The 17,751-nt window shown below is 63.1% G+C and carries 18 protein-coding genes; 16 read left to right on the forward strand and 2 right to left on the reverse strand.

Going from position 1 to position 17,751, the window contains the following annotated elements; genetic code table 11:
• The first annotated feature begins 183 nt into the window (after window positions 1-183).
• Entirely contained in the window at window positions 184-1,437 is a 1,254-nt protein-coding gene (locus tag JW929_01345; protein MBN1438026.1) for a HEAT repeat domain-containing protein, read from the forward strand.
• A 136-nt stretch (window positions 1,438-1,573) separates the two neighbouring features.
• Here the strand turns inward: JW929_01345 and JW929_01350 are convergent, their stop codons facing one another.
• A complete protein-coding gene (locus JW929_01350; GenBank protein ID MBN1438027.1) occupies window positions 1,574-2,272 on the reverse strand; it encodes a hypothetical protein in 699 nt (232 codons plus the stop codon).
• 271 nt (window positions 2,273-2,543) lie between these two features.
• Here JW929_01350 and JW929_01355 point away from each other — a divergent pair, with 271 nt between their 5' ends.
• Window positions 2,544-4,274: a hypothetical protein gene (locus JW929_01355; protein ID MBN1438028.1), complete on the forward strand. Its 1,731-nt coding sequence runs from the start codon at window positions 2,544-2,546 to the stop codon at window positions 4,272-4,274.
• 613 nt (window positions 4,275-4,887) lie between these two features.
• Here the strand turns inward: JW929_01355 and JW929_01360 are convergent.
• A complete protein-coding gene (locus tag JW929_01360; GenBank protein MBN1438029.1) occupies window positions 4,888-6,810 on the reverse strand; it encodes a GHMP kinase in 1,923 nt (640 codons plus the stop codon).
• Between the two features lie 255 nt (window positions 6,811-7,065).
• Between JW929_01360 and JW929_01365 the strand changes: the two genes are divergently transcribed.
• The 14 genes from JW929_01365 (at window position 7,066) to JW929_01430 (ending at window position 17,706) form a co-directional block, all read left to right on the forward strand.
• A complete protein-coding gene (locus tag JW929_01365) occupies window positions 7,066-8,664 on the forward strand; it encodes a F0F1 ATP synthase subunit beta (protein ID MBN1438030.1) in 1,599 nt (532 codons plus the stop codon).
• On the forward strand, window positions 8,661-9,002 hold the full coding sequence (locus JW929_01370) for a hypothetical protein (protein ID MBN1438031.1): 342 nt from the start codon (window positions 8,661-8,663) through the stop codon (window positions 9,000-9,002). Before JW929_01365 ends, JW929_01370 begins: the two co-directional genes overlap by 4 nt.
• Window positions 8,986-9,297, forward strand: coding sequence for an AtpZ/AtpI family protein (locus tag JW929_01375; protein MBN1438032.1), 312 nt, complete (start codon window positions 8,986-8,988; stop codon window positions 9,295-9,297). Before JW929_01370 ends, JW929_01375 begins: the two co-directional genes overlap by 17 nt.
• Window positions 9,297-9,563 carry a hypothetical protein gene (locus tag JW929_01380; protein MBN1438033.1) on the forward strand — a complete coding sequence of 89 codons (267 nt, stop codon included), beginning with the start codon at window positions 9,297-9,299 and terminating at the stop codon, window positions 9,561-9,563. Before JW929_01375 ends, JW929_01380 begins: the two co-directional genes overlap by 1 nt.
• Window positions 9,563-10,222, forward strand: a complete 660-nt coding sequence (gene atpB, locus JW929_01385; protein MBN1438034.1) for a F0F1 ATP synthase subunit A — start codon at window positions 9,563-9,565, stop codon at window positions 10,220-10,222. The genes JW929_01380 and atpB overlap by 1 nt, the downstream gene beginning before the upstream one ends.
• A 4-nt stretch (window positions 10,223-10,226) precedes the next feature.
• Entirely contained in the window at window positions 10,227-10,499 is a 273-nt protein-coding gene (gene atpE / locus JW929_01390) for an ATP synthase F0 subunit C (GenBank protein MBN1438035.1), read from the forward strand.
• A 12-nt stretch (window positions 10,500-10,511) separates the two neighbouring features.
• Window positions 10,512-11,294 carry a F0F1 ATP synthase subunit delta gene (locus JW929_01395; GenBank protein MBN1438036.1) on the forward strand — a complete coding sequence of 261 codons (783 nt, stop codon included), beginning with the start codon at window positions 10,512-10,514 and terminating at the stop codon, window positions 11,292-11,294.
• Window positions 11,295-11,469: 175 nt separating this feature from the next.
• Window positions 11,470-12,972, forward strand: a complete 1,503-nt coding sequence (locus tag JW929_01400) for a F0F1 ATP synthase subunit alpha (GenBank protein ID MBN1438037.1) — start codon at window positions 11,470-11,472, stop codon at window positions 12,970-12,972.
• 3 nt (window positions 12,973-12,975) lie between these two features.
• Window positions 12,976-13,296: a cyclic-di-AMP receptor gene (locus JW929_01405; protein ID MBN1438038.1), complete on the forward strand. Its 321-nt coding sequence runs from the start codon at window positions 12,976-12,978 to the stop codon at window positions 13,294-13,296.
• A 15-nt stretch (window positions 13,297-13,311) separates the two neighbouring features.
• Window positions 13,312-14,181, forward strand: coding sequence for a F0F1 ATP synthase subunit gamma (locus tag JW929_01410; protein ID MBN1438039.1), 870 nt, complete (start codon window positions 13,312-13,314; stop codon window positions 14,179-14,181).
• Window positions 14,182-14,701: 520 nt separating this feature from the next.
• Window positions 14,702-15,115 carry a pilus assembly protein gene (locus tag JW929_01415; protein MBN1438040.1) on the forward strand — a complete coding sequence of 138 codons (414 nt, stop codon included), beginning with the start codon at window positions 14,702-14,704 and terminating at the stop codon, window positions 15,113-15,115.
• 1 nt (window position 15,116) lies between these two features.
• A complete protein-coding gene (locus tag JW929_01420) occupies window positions 15,117-15,542 on the forward strand; it encodes a hypothetical protein (GenBank protein MBN1438041.1) in 426 nt (141 codons plus the stop codon).
• A gap of 67 nt (window positions 15,543-15,609) precedes the next feature.
• On the forward strand, window positions 15,610-16,566 hold the full coding sequence (locus JW929_01425) for a hypothetical protein (protein MBN1438042.1): 957 nt from the start codon (window positions 15,610-15,612) through the stop codon (window positions 16,564-16,566).
• Window positions 16,567-16,605: 39 nt separating this feature from the next.
• Entirely contained in the window at window positions 16,606-17,706 is a 1,101-nt protein-coding gene (locus JW929_01430; GenBank protein ID MBN1438043.1) for a hypothetical protein, read from the forward strand.
• Window positions 17,707-17,751: the final 45 nt, after the last annotated feature.

Genomic DNA, 17,751 nt, shown 5'->3' on the forward strand with positions numbered 1-17,751 from the left:
GCGGCGGCTCCTGATTCGATTTAACAAATACGGCCCCCCGTTCCTTCTCCACGGATTCCATGCCGGAAAAGGGCTTGCCCCTTTTTTATCCTGATCGAAAAATATTAATTCCCGAAGCCGCCACGGTTGCGTATACTGAAATACTCGCCTGATGTCGGTTCAACCTCTTGCGGAGGCACCCTCATGAATCCCGAAGATCCGCCGCTTCCGGAAACCGTCGAAAACCCGCGCGCTGTATCCTCCCTCCTGAAGCGGATGGAATTCGGAAGGGACACAAGAAGCGAATCCGCGGCCGGGATCCGTTGCCGCGCCGTGAAGGAGTTGGCCGAGACGCGCGATCGGCGGGCGGTGCCGGCGTTGATCCGCGCGCTGGAGGACCCGGATCTGTACGTATGCATGACCGCGGCGACGAAGCTGGGCGAGATCGGCGACCGGCGCGCCGTCCGTCCGCTGCTCAAAGCGCTGCGGCGGCCCGCCCAATGGGAGGAATTGCGCTCCGCGGCGGGGGAAAACCTGGGAAGGATCGGCGACGAGCGGATCGTACCGGTATTGGTGAAGCTGCTGAACCATAAGGACGTTTTCATCGTCGACGGCGCAATCATCGGTTTGGCGGTGATCGGCGGACCCGGTTTGGCTCCCCTGGTGCGGGCGCTGCAGCACCGGAATCCGCAGGTTCGCGCCAGGGCCGCCATGGAATTGGGTTATTGCAGCGATCCCTGCATCTTGGAAGGTTTGCTTTCGCTTCTCAGCGACGGATCGGCCAAAGTCCGGTTTCGGTCGGCGCAGGCGCTGGGTGAAATTGGCGACGGGCGGGCGCGGGAGCCGCTGCGCAAAGCAACCGCGGATCCCGATCCCGACGTGCGCGCCACCGCGGTCCGCGCGCTCGGTTGTTTGGAGGGAACGGACGCGCGGGAGGCGATGGGGACGTTCGCCGGGTCGCAGGATCCGGGGATCCGGAGGGCCGCCTTCGAAGCGCTGTGGCTCATCGACGGGATGACCCGCGCGCTGATCCGCAAGGCGCTGACGGATCCGGACCCCGGCGTGCGGTGGATGACCGGCCGGGCGATCCAAACCGGGTTCCCGCCGATTCCCGCGATGCGCGATCGGCCGCTGCCGAAGATTTCCTGGCGGCCGGAAACCCGCGCCGAGGAGATCGATTTTTGGATTGCGACCGAGCAATGGGAGCGATGCGCCTGTGCGGGGCCGGAGGCTCTCGATCCGATCCTGGAGGCGTTTCCGCAGTGCGAATCATGCGATCCGGACCCGGCCCGGTCGGTGCTGCGGCTTCTCCAGGAAAACGCGGTTCCCTGGGAACAGCGGCGGAAAGCGGTCCATTGGCTGCGCGGCGAGCCGGCCGGCGGAAAGCGCCGGCGGATGATGGATTTATCGGCGGGAGGGATGCGGGATGGGGGCGCTGATCTACCCGGCACTTTCTGAAAACGGCAAGAGCATCCGTTGGAAGTCGGCCGAACCGAATTTCCCCACCGAGCATTGGAAGCCCTCGTTCAGCGAATCGGGTTTGCGCCGCCGCCCAGCCGGTGGCGAAGAGGACTCCCGGCCGGAGATGGCTCTATTAAAAGGAATAAGGGATAGGATCTTCGATCCCGGCGAACAGCGCCCGCACCTCGCCGGCATCGAGCCGCGGATTGTTCTTTTCGGCGGACGCCTTGAGCCAATCCTCCACGCCCTTCAGGATGAACGAATCGGCGCCGGCCAGCGCCGTTTGCATCGGCGTATCCGGAGGAAATTTCCGCAGCAGTTCGGCGTTGGGGATGATCATCACGTCGCGCGCGCGCTCGGGGAGCGCGCGAATCCGTTCCAGGCCTTCCCGGGCGATATGAGCGCGGCGCAGCCCTTCGAAATCGGCCGGAGTGAAAACGAAGAACAGCGGGATGATCGCCAGCTCGTGGACGATCTCGGCGACGACGGGGAGGGCGCCGGTGCCCGTGCCGCCGCCGAATCCGGCGACGACGAACAGCAGGTCGGTTCTCTTGAGCAGGTCGTCCAGGGCAGCGACGGATTCCTCGGCGGCCTTGCGCCCCAGGCGCGGATCCCCGCCGGCTCCCTGGCCGCGGACCGCCTTCTTCCCGATCTGCAGCGAGGCCGCCGCCGGAGAGAGCAACAGGGATTTCGAATCGGTGTCGACCGCCGCAAAGCGCACCTCGGGCGGCGCCTGCCGGCTGATCCGGCGGATCACGTTTGACCCGCATCCGCCCACGCCGAGAAAGGTCGTCCGCGTTCCGTCGATCCCGATCCGGTTGTTCTCCGCCATCGTGCGTCTCCTCCGGTTCTCTCCTTGCGCCGCCGCCGCGCCGGCGCAGCGGTTTTCTCACACGTCAATCGCCGGGCGTGATTCTATTCTATACACTAAAGCCCGCCGGAAGGCGGCCGGAGATGGATTCCCGCGGAATTTTGGAATTTGCCCCGCGGCGGAGCATCTTGTTATACTCGCCTTCGGCGGCTGCGGAGTATCATTCCACCCGACGGGCAATCCGGACAGGCGCGGAAGCCATTTCATCCTGGAGACGGAACGAGGAGAGGATATGGGTAAACGAAGCATTGGCATTGTGCTCACGGCGCTCGGCGGTTTGGCGTTTGCAGCCGCCCTAGCCGCCGGTCTGGCCGGATACCCGCGGCCGGGCTGGGGGCACTACAAAATCCTGGCCGCCCTGGCCGGCCTCGGTGCCGCCGCCGCCGGGGTGTTCCTGCTGGAACGAAGCCTCCAAAAAGCGCGCGGCGCGCAAAACGCCGGCGGACGGTATTTCGCCTACGCCTGCTTCTTCAACGCGGCCCTCTCGCTCCTCCCGCGCCTGCCGTTCCTCGACCACATCAGCTCCTGGTGGCGTTCTTCCCACACCCTCCTCTCTTCCCTCTGGTTTCAAAAGGAAGGCATCGACCTGTTCCACTATCAAACCCCGGTGTTCGGCCCGCCCTGGCAGGTGCCGCTGGAATTTCCGCTGTATCAGGCGCTCTGCACCGTGTTTGCCAACCTCACCGGCATCGACCTGACTCTTTCGGCCCGGCTGGTGAGCCTGATGGTCTTCTACGCCACCGCCCTTTTTCTGGTCCTGCTGTGCCAGAAATTCCTCGAAAGCAAGTCCCTGATCCTGATCATCCTGACCGTTTACCTTTGGCTGCCGTTCAACATCCGCTACAGCACGGAGATCCTTCCGGATTATTTTTCGGTATTGCTGGCGATGAGCTACCTTTACTGGATCCACGAATGGCTGGCGGCGCCCCGCAGCCTTCCGCGCTTTTCGCTCGCGGCGATCTCGGGGATCCTCGGCGCGATGGTGAAAATCACCACCATGCCGATTGTCGCGATCCCGGCGGTGCTGATGGCGTTGGACGGCCTGCGGCAATGGGGGATGGCGCCGAAGGATTTTCTCTCGCCGCGCACATTGGCCGGGATGCTGAAGAGGCACGCGGGGCCGCTTGTGCTGTTGGCCGGCATCGCGCTGCTGCCCCTGGCCGCCGAGATCCTCTGGGTGCGGCTGGAAGACGCCGTCAAACAGGCCAACCCCTACACGGTCTGGTTGACCTCGGCGAATTCCAGCGATTGGTGGTACGGGACCTGGAGCCAGAAGCTGAGCTACACGGAGTGGACGGGCAAGTTCACCAACCTGAGGAATTATTTCCTCTTCGGGCCGGTGATCCTGTTTCCGGTCCTGGGCGTCGCCTGCCTGCGCCGCCTGCCGCCCAAAAGCCGTTGCGTGTTCGGTTCGGCGCTGGCGGGCACCCTGCTGACGGTCTTCATCTTCTTTAATTTATATTTTCACGAGTACTACTACATCGCGGTAGCCGCGTTCCTCAGCATCCTGATCGGATTCGGGATCTACGCGTTGTACCGGTTCCTGCTGGAGCGGCATGTCTGGGGACACGTGTTTTCCGCCATCCTCTTCGCCTTCATCCTGCTGGCGGGCCATGAAAAGTACGCGTTTATCCTCAACACGGTGAGTCAGGAAGTGGATTACACCGACGACACGTTTATCGCAGTTGCGGCGAAGGTGGCGGAGATCACGCCTGAGGACGAATACATCATCCTGCTCCAGGACGATTGGTATCCGGAAATGTTCCTGTTTTCCGGGCGCAAGGGCCTGACGATCATCCCCGAGGTGGAGGGCGTTTTCACCTGCGAATCGGTGACGCGCCATCCGTACACGACGGTGGTGACGGTGAACCGGCCGGCGAGCACGGCCGAGGATCTCGGGATTCTGAGATGCTTCGGAACCGTCGAGAGGATCGCGCCGGGGCTGTACAAGGTGAAGCCGTAGGGGGTGCCATCCCGTCCCATCGTCCAGGTCCCGAGCGCGGCGAGGAAAAATCGGCCTTCGAATGGGAAAATGAACGTCATACCCGCTTAGCAGGGCACTGTAACTAGCTATTGACAGTGTCATTGCGAGCCTGTCCTCGTTCAGCGGGGGCGACCGGAGGGGGCGAAGCAATCTCCTCCTTCTGAAAAACAAGGAGATTGCTTCGTCGCTTCGCTCCCCCGGCTTCGCCGCGGCGAAGACGGGGCGAGGCTCGCAAAGACAGCCCCCGCCTTTTTCAGTACCCCGCTAGGCATCATGGGCGTGTGTTCTTGTAAAATCCTGGATTCCTGCAAAGAACATGCGGGGAATGACGACCGATCCGGTGCATTGAACCGCGTTTTTTTCTCCTCTTTAGGGGAAGAAAAATCCTTGTCTCAAGAAAGAAATCGGGGAAAAATGGTTTCCATCGCCTAGCCGCCCTTAAGGCCGAGTCGGTCTTAAGACCGACTCGGCCTTAACCCCGACTCGGGCTCTAGCGCCCCGAATACCGCCCCGCATGAGTTGGGAAAAATTAAATCGGGCGATTATCCTCGACGATGGTCCTTGGTCCGTCGTCCGCGGTCCATCGTCGGATTCATCCCCGCCGGAACGCCGCCAGACTCTCCAAATACGCGTCCGGCAGGCCGATGTCGAAGCGCGTGCCGTCCATGATCAGGCCGTAAAACCCGTCCTCGCGGCGCAGCCGGTCCAGCGCCGAGGTGAGCTGGAACTCGCCCCGTTCGCGGACGTTGTTGCGGATGTGGTCCTCGAGGATCTCGAAGATTCCCGGCTTGACGATGTAGAGGCCGAAGACGGTGAGGTATTCGCCTTCGGGCATTCCCGGCGCGCGCAGGTTGGTGCGGGCGTAATCGACGGTCGGCTTTTCGGCGAACTCGCTGATGTTGAGCACCCGGTCGTCCTCGATCCACACGCCGCCGACGGTGCCGTAATTAGCGATCCGCTCCTCGGGCGTGCTGCGCAGGCCGAGGATGTTGGTCCCGTAGCGCTGGTAGGCCTCGATCAGCTGGGTGGCGCAGGTTTTTTCGCCGGCGGAGCGGTAGAGGTGGTCGCTGAGCATCAGCAGGAAGGGCTCGCCGCCGACGGCCTCGCGGGCGCAGTGGATCGCATGCCCGAAGCCCTCCTGGTTCTTCTGGACCACGAAGGTGACCCGCTTGCCGATGTCGAGGATCCGGCCGGAGTACTCCTGGAAGTGCCGCGGCAGTTTGTTGAAGTTCTCGACCGAGACCGGGTCGTTGAAAAAGGCTCGGAAATCGTCAAGGTCGTCGGGCTGGACGATGACGATGATCTCCTCGATCCCGGCGTCGAGCGCCTCCTGGACGGCGTAGAGGATGGCGGGCTTGGCGATCCCGTCCCGGTCGACGACCGGAAAGAGCTCCTTCTTGGTGGCCTTCGAGGCGGGAAACAGGCGGGTGCCGAATCCGGCGGCGGGCAGAACCGCCCGGCGGATGGGCTGGGTGGGACGGATCGTCAGCGCCAGGGCCGAAAGCTTCAGGTCCCGCTCGAGAATCCGGATCACGGCCTGCTGGTCCGCCGGGCTGCGGGCGACGAACTGCGCGGTGCCGTCGCCTTGCGAACCGACGCCCTTGCCCCCCCAGACGTGCGGTTGGAGTCTGGGGTGGGAGAGGGTATTGTGCAGAACGGGGGCGGTGAGCTCCTCGGGGCAGGCGGGCGCGGCGTATTGGTCGAACAGCGCCTGGGCTTCGGTCATCAGCGTGCCCAGCCGCTCGGCGTCGCCCTCGTGGAGCGCCTTTGCCGCCTCGTGGACGATGCGCTTGTTGAGCGGTCCGAGCAGTTCGTGCACGCCGCGCTCGACCTCGTTCTCGGCGATCGGGTAGGAGCGGTTCAGGCGGTTGAGAATCTCCATGGTATCTTTTTTGGATTGCAGGTCGACGACGACGAAGTACAGCTCCTTCTCCACCGTCAGGGTCTCGGTGTCCATCCGGTCGCCGTCGAAGGTCATCAGCACGGGGTGGTTGCCGAAGGCGCAGCCCTGGTCCATCCGGCCGCAGCGGGAGGGGGTGGTGATCTCGCCCATGTAGGCGAGTTCCATTTCGCCGCGCACGGTGAGCTTGAGGTCGTAGACCCGGTTGAAGGCCCGCGCCGCCAGGACGCTGACCGCCGCGCTGGAGGAGAGCCCCTTGCGGATGGGCAGGTCGGTCTGGTAGTTGTGGAGCGTCAGCCCGCGAACGTGGTGGTTGGTGAGAACCTGGTAGGCCACGCCGGCGATGTAGCTCCAGAATCCGCCCTTCTCGGCCTCTTCCAGCAGGGCCTTGGGGTGCATCGGAATCTCCTGCGGGCCGTGCAGTTTTCCATCGCGGGTGGTGGAGGAGAGGACAAGCGAGGTGGGGTGCGGCTCGACTTCGGCGTAGATCCCCTGATCGGTGCCGCAGATCAGCGTGTAGCCCTTTTCGATGTCGGCGTTGATCCGGCGGTAGCCGCCGGCCCAATCCGAATGTTCGCCGAACAGGCAGATGCGTCCCGGTACGAAGAGCTTCATGGAACCTCTTTCCTGAGAGGATGGGATTGCGGATGGGGGCGGGCCGCTGCGGCCCCCGGCGGCGAATTATAAATCACACTCCCCGCCCGGGCCGCGGCTCCGCGCGGGTGAAAGGGCCGGGCACCGGAGATTGAGCGCTCCGGCGGCCGTCCGCGCCGCGCGTCCGCCCAAGGCGGCGCGTCATCCGCGGACCGCAGGGACGGAACGGCGGCCGGAGGGGAATTTTTCTGGTCCGGGGCGTCGAAAATTTGTATAATGGGTTACGAAAAGGAGGGATACGCTCATGCCAGGCCGAAAGGCTTCCGGGAACGATCTCGTTTTGGACAAACACGCCGCCGGCGCGCGGTTCGATCCTGCGCGCGCGGGTTCAGGGATGGCGGGGGGAGTGCGGGAGCCCCGAAAGGCGGCGCGGTGACGGATTTCGCCGAGGAAATCCAGGGGCAGGAAGAAGCACAGGGTGCCGTGGTCCGTGTGGCCGGGGTGGTGGTCGACGTCGAATTTCCCTCCGGCAACCTCCCCGGGATTCACAACGCCCTGCACGTCGAATCCCCGAAGCATCACGGCCTGGTGCTGGAAGTCCAGGAGCACCTCAACGCGTACACCGTGCGCACCATCGCGATGAGCAACACCAGCGGCCTGCAGCGCCGCGTTCCGGTGTTGGATACCGGCACACCGATCCGAGTGCCGACCGGCCGTGCAACCCTGGGGCGGCTGTTCAACGTGCTGGGCCATCCGATCGACGGCAATCCCCGCTTTAAGCACGCCGCCCTGCAATCGATCCACGCCGGCTCGCCCCCCCTGCAGGAGCGGCGGATTTCCGACGAGGTGATCGTCACCGGAATCAAAGCGATCGACCTGTTGACGCCCTACCCGCGCGGCGGAAAGGTCGGCCTGTTCGGCGGGGCGGGGGTTGGCAAGACCCTGCTGATGATCGAGCTGATGCGGCACACCATCCGCGAGCATTCGGGGATCGTGGTGTTCGCCGGGGTGGGCGAGCGCAGCCGCGAGGGCAACGACTTGTGGCTGCAGATGAAGGAAAGCGGCGTGCTCGAGAGCACCATTCTGGTGTTCGGGCAGATGAACGAGCCGCCCGGGGCGCGGATGCGCGTGCCGCTGACGGCGCTGACCATGGCGGAATTTTTCCGCGACCGCGAACACCGGCCGATTCTGTTTTTCCTCGACAACATCTACCGCTACGTCCAGGCCGGAGCCGAGGTCTCCGCCCTGCTGGGGCGGCTGCCCAGCGACGCGGGATACCAGCCCACGCTCGACAGCGAAATGGGCAGGCTGCAGGAGCGGATCGCCACCACCGGGCGGGGCAGCATCACCGCCATCCAGGCCGTCTACGTTCCGGCTGACGACATCACCGACCCCGGCGTGCGCGCCACCTTCTCCCATTTGGACGCCTCCACCGTGCTCTCGCGCCGGCTGGCGGCCCAGGGTCTCTATCCGGCGATCGACCCGCTCGAATCCAACAGCAGCCTGCTGACCCCCGCGGCGGTCGGCGAGCGCCACTACCGGATCGCCTCGGACGTGATCGCCACCCTCGCGCGCTACGAGGAGTTGCAGGACGTGATCGCCATCCTCGGGCTCGAGGAACTTTCCGATGAGGACCGCCGGACCGTCTACCGCGCCCGGCGGACCCAACGCTTTCTCACCCAACCCTTCTTTGTCTCGGAGCCGTACACCGGGATTGCGGGCCAATTCGTGCCGCTGGAGGAGACCCTGCGCGGATTCGAGGAAATCCTCGGGGGGTTTCACGACCGCCGGCCGGAGCAGCATTTCTACATGGCCGGGACGATCGACGAAGTGACGGAGAAAAGCCGCACGGAGGAGGGAGGTGCCGTCCCATGACCGCCCGGTTGACCCTCGAGATCCTGACCCCTCAGGGCGTGGAGTCGGTCGAAGATCTGGCCGCGGTCGCAGCGGTTCTGACCGACGGCAGCATCGGGATTCTTCCCGGGCACGACCGTCTGTTGGGCGAGACTGTTTCGGCGCCGCTGATCTGCCGCGGGGCCGACGGCCGGGAACGGGAGATGGCGGCCGGTCCCGGAATTCTGCATGTGGAGAAAGACCGGGTGACGGTGTTCGCCGCCGGCGGCAAGGAGGATCCCCGTCCGCCGGTCCGCTTGTTGCGGAATTTGCGGACGGCCTCCGGAGAGAATGAGGCGGACGATGCCGCGCAAGGATGACGCCGGCTTCTGGGCGGGCCTGTGGCGCGAGGCTCTGCTGGCGACGACCCTCGGATGGGAGCTGGCGATCCCGATCTTCGGCGGCGTGCTGATCGGATACGGACTCGACCGCTGGCTGGGGGAAGGGCACACGTTCACGATCGGCCTGCTGCTGGCGGGGGTGTTCGTCAGCTATTATAACCTTTGGCGGTTCATCAAGCGCTTGGACCGCAAATCGAATCCGGAGGAAAACCAGCCGGAGGAAGAGGGGGAGGCGCAAGCTTGGAACGGGGAAGAGGGAAACAAGGAGGGATGATGGTTTTGTACATCCTGTGGTTCGGGCTGGGGGCTGTCTGCGGCGGAGCGGGGGTCTGGAGCATGCGCCGGACCGTCATGGCGGCGGATCCCGCCGGCGGATCCGCCGCGGGGCGGATCGCCCTGGGAATTTATCTGCGGATGGGATTGGCGGCGGCGCTGCTGCTGGGCGCGGTGCAAACCGGTCCGGGTTGCGCCGTGGCGGCGGCCGCGGGGCATTGGCTCGCCGGTCGGCTGTCGCTCGCACTCGGCCTTCGGAGGCGGTGATGGAAGACGTGCTTCCCAAAGTCGTCTTCACGGTTTTCGGCCTGCCCGTCCGGGATACGGTGGTGGCGACGTGGGCGATGATCCTGCTGGTGCTGCTGGCCGCGGCGTTCATCAACCGCCGCAAGCCGACCGCGCTGGAGATGCTGGTGGATTTTCTCGCCGACCTGATCAGCGGGATCCTCGGGCGCCCGGCCGCGCCCTATCTGCCCCTGCTCGGCTCACTGGCGATCTTCATCGCGGTGGCCAACGTGATCGGCTTCATCCCGTTCCTGCTCTCCCCCACCCGCGACATCAACACGCCGTTGGCGCTGGCGCTGGTGGTGTTCCTCTCCGTGCACTTTTTCGGCATCCGTTCGAAGGGGCTGGTGCGGTACCTGAAGGACATGGCCTCGCCGATCTACCTGCTGCCGCTGGAGATCATCGGCCAGTTGAGCCGCACGCTCTCGCTCACCCTGCGGCTGTTCGGCAACATCTTCAGCGCGGAATTGATCCTGGTGATCGTCATCGCGCTGGCGCCGCTGTTTGTCCCGCTGCCGCTGGCCGGATTGGGGATCTTCACCGGCCTGCTGCAGGCCTATATTTTCACCGCGCTGGCGGCGGTCTACATCGGCGCCGGGGTGGAAGCCGTCGCCGAAGGAAAACGAAAGGAAAAAGGATAACCTCATGGCAGAAATGGATCCGAACACCCTGGTACTCGTCGTCACCATCATCATCGCCGGAGCGGGGATCGTCCTCGGAACGGCCATTCCGGCCCTGGCGGAGGGGCGCGCCGTGGAGAAGGCCCTCGACAACATGGCCCGCCAGCCGTCCATCTCGCGAGACATCCGCACCACCCTGCTGATCTCCATGGCGCTTTTGGAATCCACGGCGATCTACGTCCTGCTGGTCATGCTGATCCTGATCTTCGCCAATCCGCTGGTCGATCGGCTGTTGTAAAGGAGACGCGGCATGCTGGATCTGGACCTGACCACCATCGTGCTGGAGATCCTGAACTTCCTGGCGCTCACCGTCGGGTTGTATTACCTGCTCTTCCGGCCGGTGATGCGGCGGGTGGAGGCCCGGGCGCAGGAGAAGGCCCGCGTGGAACGCGAGATGAAGCGCGCCCTGCAGGAGGCGGAAGAGCACAAGGCGGAGCTGGAACGCCGGCTGGGGCGGGTGGACGAAGAGGTGGACCGGCTGATGGACGAAGCCCGCGAGCGGATCGAACGCGAGCGCAGCCAGATGCTGGAGGAGATCCGGGCCGAGGCCGAGCAGGCCCGCGACGACGCGGAAGCCGATATCCTGCGGCATCACAAGCAGGAACTCAAGGAGTTCAACCAGTACGTGCTCGACACCCTGATCGCGCTCAGCGGCGAATTGATCGAAAAAGCCGCGCCGGCCGAAGTCCACGACCGGCTGGTGCAGGAAACCAACGACTACGTCTGGAAGCTCGGCAAGGAGCAGGCCCACGAAGTGGAGGCCCTGCGCCGTTCGCTGGGCGACCGCACGCCCACCGTGCACATCTCTTCGGCCCGGGCGCTCTCCCCCGACCAGCAGCGGATGCTGGCCAAGACCTTCAGCGCCTTGACGGACCGCAACGTCAACTTCGAAATCGAAACCGATTCCAAGCTCTACGGCGGGGTCCGGGTGCGGGTGGGCGACATGCTGTTCGACAATTCCATCGCCGCCCAACTGGAACGGATCCGCTCCGAAACCCAAAGCGGCCTGCAAGCGATGACGCCCGATGACTGAGACTCCCCGCCCGGTCGATCCGCGCATTCGGGCCGCCGCGGAGCGGATCCGTAAGGAAATCCCCTGGCTGGATTCCGCCGCTCAACCGGAGCAGGTCCGTCTGGATGCCCGGCGGATCTGGCAGAACACCCGCCCCGCCGACGCGCCGCGGACGGTCCGCCGCCGGAGGCTGGCGATGCTCCTGCGCCTGATCCGCCAGGCGGTGCGGCGCCACCAGTACCGGGTGGAGCACCGCGACGTCGGCACGGTGCAGCACATCGGCAGCGGGGTGGCGACGATCTCCGGGCTGCGCCAGGCGGGCGTGGACGAGTTGGTGGAATTCCCCACCGGGGTGCGGGGGATGGTGTTGACCCTCGACCACGACCGTGTGCACGCCATCCTGCTGGGAAGCGACGAAGGCGTGCACGGCGGCGACCTGGTGACGGCCAGCGGGGGGCGGCTGAGGATCCCGGTGGGCGCGGACCTGGCCGGGCGGGTGATCACCCCGCTGGGGGAGCCGATCGACGGACGCGGTCTGATCGAAGCCTCGGACGAGTATCTGCTCGAACGCGACGCGCCCGGAATCGTCGACCGCCGGCCGGTCCACCGGCCGTTGCACACCGGCCTCAAGGTGATCGACGCCTTGCTGCCAATCGGCTGCGGCCAGCGCGAATTGATCGTCGGCAACCGGCAGACCGGGAAGACCGCCCTGGCGATTGACGCCATTCTCAACCAGCGCGAGACGAAGGTCTACTGCATCTACGTCGCGATCGGGCAGAAGAGCTCTTCGACCCTCTCCGTCATCCGCACCCTGCGGACCGAAGGGGCGCTCGAGTACACCACGGTGGTGGTTTCCAGCCCCGACGATCCGCCGGCCCTGCGCTACCTGGCGCCCTACGCGGGCTGCTCGATCGCCGAATACATGACCCACCAATTGAAGCGGGATACGCTGGTGGTGTATGACGACCTCAACCGGCATGCCGACGCTTACCGTGAGCTGAGCCTGCTGCTGCGCCGTCCTCCGGGCCGGGAGGCGTATCCCGGCGACATCTTCTACCTGCACGCGCGGCTGCTGGAGCGCGCCGGCCAGCTTTCCGCGGATTCCGGCGGCGGCTCGCTCTCGGCCCTGCCGATCGTGGAATTACAGCGCGGGAACATCTCCTCCTACATCCCCACCAACCTGATCTCGATCACCGACGGGCAGATCGTGCTCGACGGCGACCTGTTTAACAAGAACGTCAAGCCGGCGGTCGACATCGGGCTTTCGGTTTCGCGGGTGGGCGGAGCCGCGCAAACCCCGGCCATGCGCAAGGTGGCGGGCCGCATCCGGCTGGAGCTGGCGCAATACGACGAGGTGGCGCGCTTCGCCCGCTTCGGCACCGATCTGGACGAGCACACCCGCCGGCAGATCCGCCGCGGGCAGCGCCTGCAGAACCTGCTGACCCAGCCGGTGAACCGCCCGATGAGCCTCGGCCGCCAGGTGGCGGTGCTTTACGCCGCCGGCAGGGAGCCCTTCGAAGACGTCCCCCCCGAGGAGGCCCGCGCCTACGAACAGCGCCTGGTGGAATTTCTGGAGGACAGGCACCTCGAAATTCTCAACGCCGTCCAGCGCGAAGGCCGGCTTGAGGGGGAGACGGCGGCGGAGCTGGAGGAAGCCCTGGAAGAGTTCGACCGGTCCGCCGAAGCGATGCGGGAGTGAACGATGAAAATGATCATGGCAATCGTCCCGAAGATGGAAGCCGAGTCGGTGCTGGATCACCTGGTGGATGCCGGGTTCACCGCCACCTACATGGAAAGCCGCGGCCGGATTATGCGGCAATCGCAGTTGACCCTCTATATCGCGGTCAGCGACGCGAACGTGGAAACGGTGATGAATATCATCCGCGAAAACTGCCACTCGAAGATCCGGATCAACCCGGTCCGCCGGGGAGACGGCAAGGCGGGCGGGGAAGCCGCGGTGCAGGCGGACGTCGGCGGAGCGGTGATCTTCCTGTGGAGCCTGGACGCCGTCCGGACCGGCTGAACGGCGGAGCGCGGCATGGAATCCAAAAGCGGCGACCGGCTCGAAAACATCCGCAGCGTCGAACCGATTCTCGACGCCCTGCGGACCATCGCGCTCGGCAACTGGCACGCCGCCCTGAGGCGGCGGGAATGGGTTTTGGAATTCGCCCGGCGCACCGGCGGGATCCTGGCGGAGATTCCGTCCGGGGCCAAGCCGCCGGCGGCGGAGGCGGACGCCGGCGGACGCCAGACGGCCGCGCTGGTGATCGGGAGCGAACGCGGATTGTGCGGTTCGTTTAACCGGGTTCTGGCGGAGCGGACCGCGGAATACCTGGAAGACCGCGCCCGGCGCGGGGAATCCGTGCGTTTGTACGCGGCCGGATCGCTCGCGGCGCGGACCCTGGAACGGATGGGCATGGAGACCGAGCGCTTCAAGGTTTCCGCAACCGCCGCCCTGCCCACGTTCGAGACGGCCGACGCGTTGGCGCGGGATTGGCTTTCCGCTTACGAAGCGCAAGAAGTGGACCGGGTGGACGCGATCTACAACGCTTATCTTGGAGCGGGGCGGAACGAGACGAGGATCGTGCGGTTGATTCCGCCGCAGATTCCCCGCCGCCCGGCCGCGGAAGCGGATGAGGCGGGGTTCGCCCCGATCCTGGAAACCGAACCGCTCGGGCTGATCGTCCGGGTGGTTCTGTTGCAGCTGTCGGCGCAGGTCTACGCCTGCCTGCTTGAATCCTCCGCGGCCGAGAATTCCGCGCGCTTCCAACTGCTGGAGGAAGCTCGGCAGAACATCGACCGCCTGGTGGAGGAACTCGAAGCGGAGGCCGCCCAGGCTCACCGCCAATCCATCACCCGGGAGTTACAGATCCTGGCCGCCGGGTCGGGATTGTTGCGCGGGGAGTGACCCCTCCCTTCCCCTAAGAGAGAGCATCCGCGGCAGGCTTCCCCAAATCATCGGGGTTTTCCATAAAGAGTCCGACGCTGTCTCTGGATCGTCATGTCCGCGCCTGCCCTGCGAAGCGGGGTGTTCCAAGCGGGCGTCCAGTCGTAAAAACCTTGGATTCCCGCTGAAACCGCACGGGCATGACGAACAATAACTGCCTGGGTACACCAAAAAAAATCGTCCTTGCGCGTTTAGCACTTCCCAAGTAGTGCGAACGACATTTGAAGGCAGGAGGGAATGGGGCGGAGGAGAATAATACTGCTGCTTGAAAGCACCCCGCCCGCGTTTTTAGGTATAATTCTCTTATCCAAGGGGGCACCTTGATCCTCACTCACTCACTCACTCACTCACTCACTCACTAAAACCGGACTACAGTCGTTATTGGATTCGCATTCGGCGAGCCGCCGCGCGGATGGTAAAGGATTCTCCGCCGGCGGTTTTTCGTTTTCCGCGGAAGGCCGGAAAAGAAAGGAAGGGTAAAATGAAAACGGGGATGCTGACCGATCACCGCGCCTCGAGCATGGCCGAGGCGGCGATCTCGATGCCGGTGGTTCTGCTGGTGCTGATGTTCGCGATCAACGCCTCGCTGGCGGCCTACACCGGCGTGGCGGCGGCAAACGCGGTGAACTACGGCGCGCGGATCGGATCGGTCACGCGCGAGAACGCGGAGCAGTGGGCCAAGGAGGCGGTCAAGCGGGCGTGGGATCAATCCGGCGCGGGCGGGGCGTTTTCCTATTCGGTGCTGGTGGGCGAGCGGCCGAACGGGGTGGTGATGGTGACGGGGCGCTGGAGCTATCCGACGATCCTCTCCGGGCTGTGCGAGGTGTTCGGCGGCTCGTGCCCCTCGAACTTCCAGGGTACGGTGACGGCGGTCTACCGCAAAGAGGGGTACTGAGATGCGCCGGCGGCGGGCTTCCGGCGCGACGATGGCGCTGTATGCGGCGTTCCTGGTGCTGGTGGGATTGCCGCTGCTGGCGCTGACGGTCGACGTGACGCGGGCCTACCTGGCGTCGGCGCAGCTGCGGGGGGCGACGACCGCGGGCTGTCTGGCGTACGTGCGGTCGCTGGAGATGAAGCGGTTCATCGACGAGGGGGAGACCGTGGTTTCCGGAGATGCGGCCGGGAACGCCTACCAGGTCTTCGGACCATCCGCGCCGGAGGGGGCGGTTCTGGAGGTGGCTCCGGACGAGCGGGACGGGCGGGTGGTGGCGCTGTGCACCGGACGGTACAACTTGGATGTGATCATCCCGCTGATCCCGGACTTCGAAATCAGGGCGGAAGCGGCGGCCAAGGCGGATTTCGCGACGACGGAGAATTGGTGAGCCGTGCTCCATGCGGCGCGGGCGGAATAGAATCGTCCGGCGCGAAAAGAGGCGTCAGGAGGGAACGATGGGAAAGAGCGGACGAATTCTTTTGGGCACATACATCTTGGCGTTGATCCTCCCGGCTTGCGGCGGGGCGGGCGTCGGGGGGGTGACGGTGGTGCGGACGACCAAGCCGTCGGTGACCTACAAGCCGAGCGCGACGGAGACCCACACCTACACGCCGAGCATCACGCCGACCGCGACGAAGATCCCGGACCTGGAAATCGTCGACGGCCGGTTGATCGACTGGAGCGACACGGTGGGAGGGGTGTATTTCATGGGCCGTCTCCGGAATAATACCGATACGCCGATGGTTCTGCCGGTGGATGAATATGCGTTTATATTTCAGTTTGAAAAATATAGGACCTTCGGGGATATCTTTTTACATGATACGATAGGCCCATATGGATTGAAGCCGCTAATAATGGATTTACCGAGGAGTAATTGTATCCTTTATCCAAAGGAGGAGGGAGTTATTTTGTTTGACTGGTCTTCCTTTGAAGAAATGGATGGCTTTTTAGCAAACCGGGAAGAAGTGAAAAAATATACTGGTCCGTTAGGAATGACCTTTTCATACCAGAGTTTCTATATACCTTCAATGGATCTACTGGAAAAATATCACCCGAAAGCCGAGAATGTGGAATACCATGTCGAGGGGGCAACTATCTATTTCGAATTCGATATTTACATCCCGGCCCCGCAGGAAAAGAAAAAAGGAAAGAATAATGTATTTGGATACCTGATGATGTTTGATAAAGATGGGGAAATGATCAATATGCTATATGAAAATATCTGGTACGATCTTCCATATAATAATCCATATGACAACCTTGTTCATTTAGAAGGGCATGGGTCTGGAGAAGGAGTGATGTATGGTTGGCGTCATCTCCTGACGATAACTAAGGAAGATCTAAATAAGGTTGATCATATCGAAATGTTTTTTGAGTCTCAGTTTGATAGTGTCTGCATGAATGTCCAGTAGTTATAAAAAATGTAAGAAACGATTACCAGGAGGTCAATTATGAAGAGTGTGATTATCATCTTGGTTGGATGTTTATCCGCCATGCTAATATTTTATTTTCAACCAGGGGAAAAAGTAGGAGCGGCTGAAGATATTTACTGCGGCGAAACAGAAATAATTCGTAAAGATGCAAATGCCACTGCGTACTGGAAATATTCAGCTGCTAAAACAAGCCCAAATTTCGTACTTGATTATTACCAGGACCCGGATTTGACGGGTGTGGATATCTCGGTCACAATCGAATCCGAAGAATTAATCGTTAACTATTCGAAGCGGGAAGACGTCTGCCTGCCGGTTCCGGAGCCATATTATGGAGAGCGCAGCAATTGCACCCCGGAAGGCGGTGCGGATCCGGCTGTCGTTTACCGCTGGCAAAGGCAGTGCGTTCCCCAACCGCCGGAGACGACTTTTCGTGCAATCGATACGGACACTGTATGGGTATGGTTGGATATGTCGCTTGAAACAAAAAGTCTATTGGGGCCGGGGCCGTATTACAATGGAACGGAATCTCCGGTCCTGCGCTACCTGTATCCCGATCAGTGGGCCGTGCGCGTCGCCCGGCCGGGCGAAATGGAGATCATCGAACAGCCGGGATTTAAAAACGCCGAGGAGGTGGAAGCCTTCCTGAAAGAAAATGAGGATTACCTGATCCTGGAATCCGATGCCAAGTCCGCCCTGTCGGAAACTCGAATGAAGATATCGTTCCAAAGCGTCCTGGAATGGCCGGCGCTTTCGTTGGTGGAAAGACGCAAGTGCGTGGCGGGAGTGAATACCACCGGCTTGGATGCGGATTTAACGGCCAAAGCGGGAGGGGAGAAAATCTGTTCCTTCTCTACGTATTATTTTTCTTACGGTGCTAATAAACTCGAAATCGAGATGAAAAAGATCCCGCTGGATTTACCCGGAGAATGGTATATCGGTGTGAGTTTCTATATGGATTGTGCGGTATTCGACAACGGCAACGGTTCCGAACAATGTTATGGGATGCAAATATTCGAAAGATCGAATGAGGCTGATGAAATGAAATTTGCTTTTAAAAGTTACATCCTTCGCTCTTCACCATGCAACCCCGACGAGCCGGGCGGATGCTGGGAGGAGTAACACCTCCCTAACCCCCCGGAGATAGCGTCCGGGGCGGGCTTCCCC

The organism is Anaerolineales bacterium, from assembly GCA_016928575.1.
Taxonomy (GTDB): Bacteria; Chloroflexota; Anaerolineae; order Anaerolineales; family RBG-16-64-43; genus JAFGKK01.

Excerpts from the sequence above, each read along its gene's own strand:
- JW929_01345 (MBN1438026.1), top strand. The coding sequence starts at position 184 with ATGAATCCCGAAGATCCGCCGCTTCCGGAAACCGTCGAAAACCCGCGC.
- JW929_01350 (MBN1438027.1), bottom strand. The coding sequence starts at position 2,272 with ATGGCGGAGAACAACCGGATCGGGATCGACGGAACGCGGACGACCTTT.
- JW929_01355 (MBN1438028.1), top strand. The coding sequence starts at position 2,544 with ATGGGTAAACGAAGCATTGGCATTGTGCTCACGGCGCTCGGCGGTTTG.
- JW929_01360 (MBN1438029.1), bottom strand. The coding sequence starts at position 6,810 with ATGAAGCTCTTCGTACCGGGACGCATCTGCCTGTTCGGCGAACATTCG.
- JW929_01365 (MBN1438030.1), top strand. The coding sequence starts at position 7,066 with ATGGGTTACGAAAAGGAGGGATACGCTCATGCCAGGCCGAAAGGCTTC.
- JW929_01370 (MBN1438031.1), top strand. The coding sequence starts at position 8,661 with ATGACCGCCCGGTTGACCCTCGAGATCCTGACCCCTCAGGGCGTGGAG.
- JW929_01375 (MBN1438032.1), top strand. The coding sequence starts at position 8,986 with ATGCCGCGCAAGGATGACGCCGGCTTCTGGGCGGGCCTGTGGCGCGAG.
- JW929_01380 (MBN1438033.1), top strand. The coding sequence starts at position 9,297 with ATGGTTTTGTACATCCTGTGGTTCGGGCTGGGGGCTGTCTGCGGCGGA.
- atpB (MBN1438034.1), top strand. The coding sequence starts at position 9,563 with ATGGAAGACGTGCTTCCCAAAGTCGTCTTCACGGTTTTCGGCCTGCCC.
- atpE (MBN1438035.1), top strand. The coding sequence starts at position 10,227 with ATGGCAGAAATGGATCCGAACACCCTGGTACTCGTCGTCACCATCATC.
- JW929_01395 (MBN1438036.1), top strand. The coding sequence starts at position 10,512 with ATGCTGGATCTGGACCTGACCACCATCGTGCTGGAGATCCTGAACTTC.
- JW929_01400 (MBN1438037.1), top strand. The coding sequence starts at position 11,470 with ATGCTCCTGCGCCTGATCCGCCAGGCGGTGCGGCGCCACCAGTACCGG.
- JW929_01405 (MBN1438038.1), top strand. The coding sequence starts at position 12,976 with ATGAAAATGATCATGGCAATCGTCCCGAAGATGGAAGCCGAGTCGGTG.
- JW929_01410 (MBN1438039.1), top strand. The coding sequence starts at position 13,312 with ATGGAATCCAAAAGCGGCGACCGGCTCGAAAACATCCGCAGCGTCGAA.
- JW929_01415 (MBN1438040.1), top strand. The coding sequence starts at position 14,702 with ATGAAAACGGGGATGCTGACCGATCACCGCGCCTCGAGCATGGCCGAG.
- JW929_01420 (MBN1438041.1), top strand. The coding sequence starts at position 15,117 with ATGCGCCGGCGGCGGGCTTCCGGCGCGACGATGGCGCTGTATGCGGCG.
- JW929_01425 (MBN1438042.1), top strand. The coding sequence starts at position 15,610 with ATGGGAAAGAGCGGACGAATTCTTTTGGGCACATACATCTTGGCGTTG.
- JW929_01430 (MBN1438043.1), top strand. The coding sequence starts at position 16,606 with ATGAAGAGTGTGATTATCATCTTGGTTGGATGTTTATCCGCCATGCTA.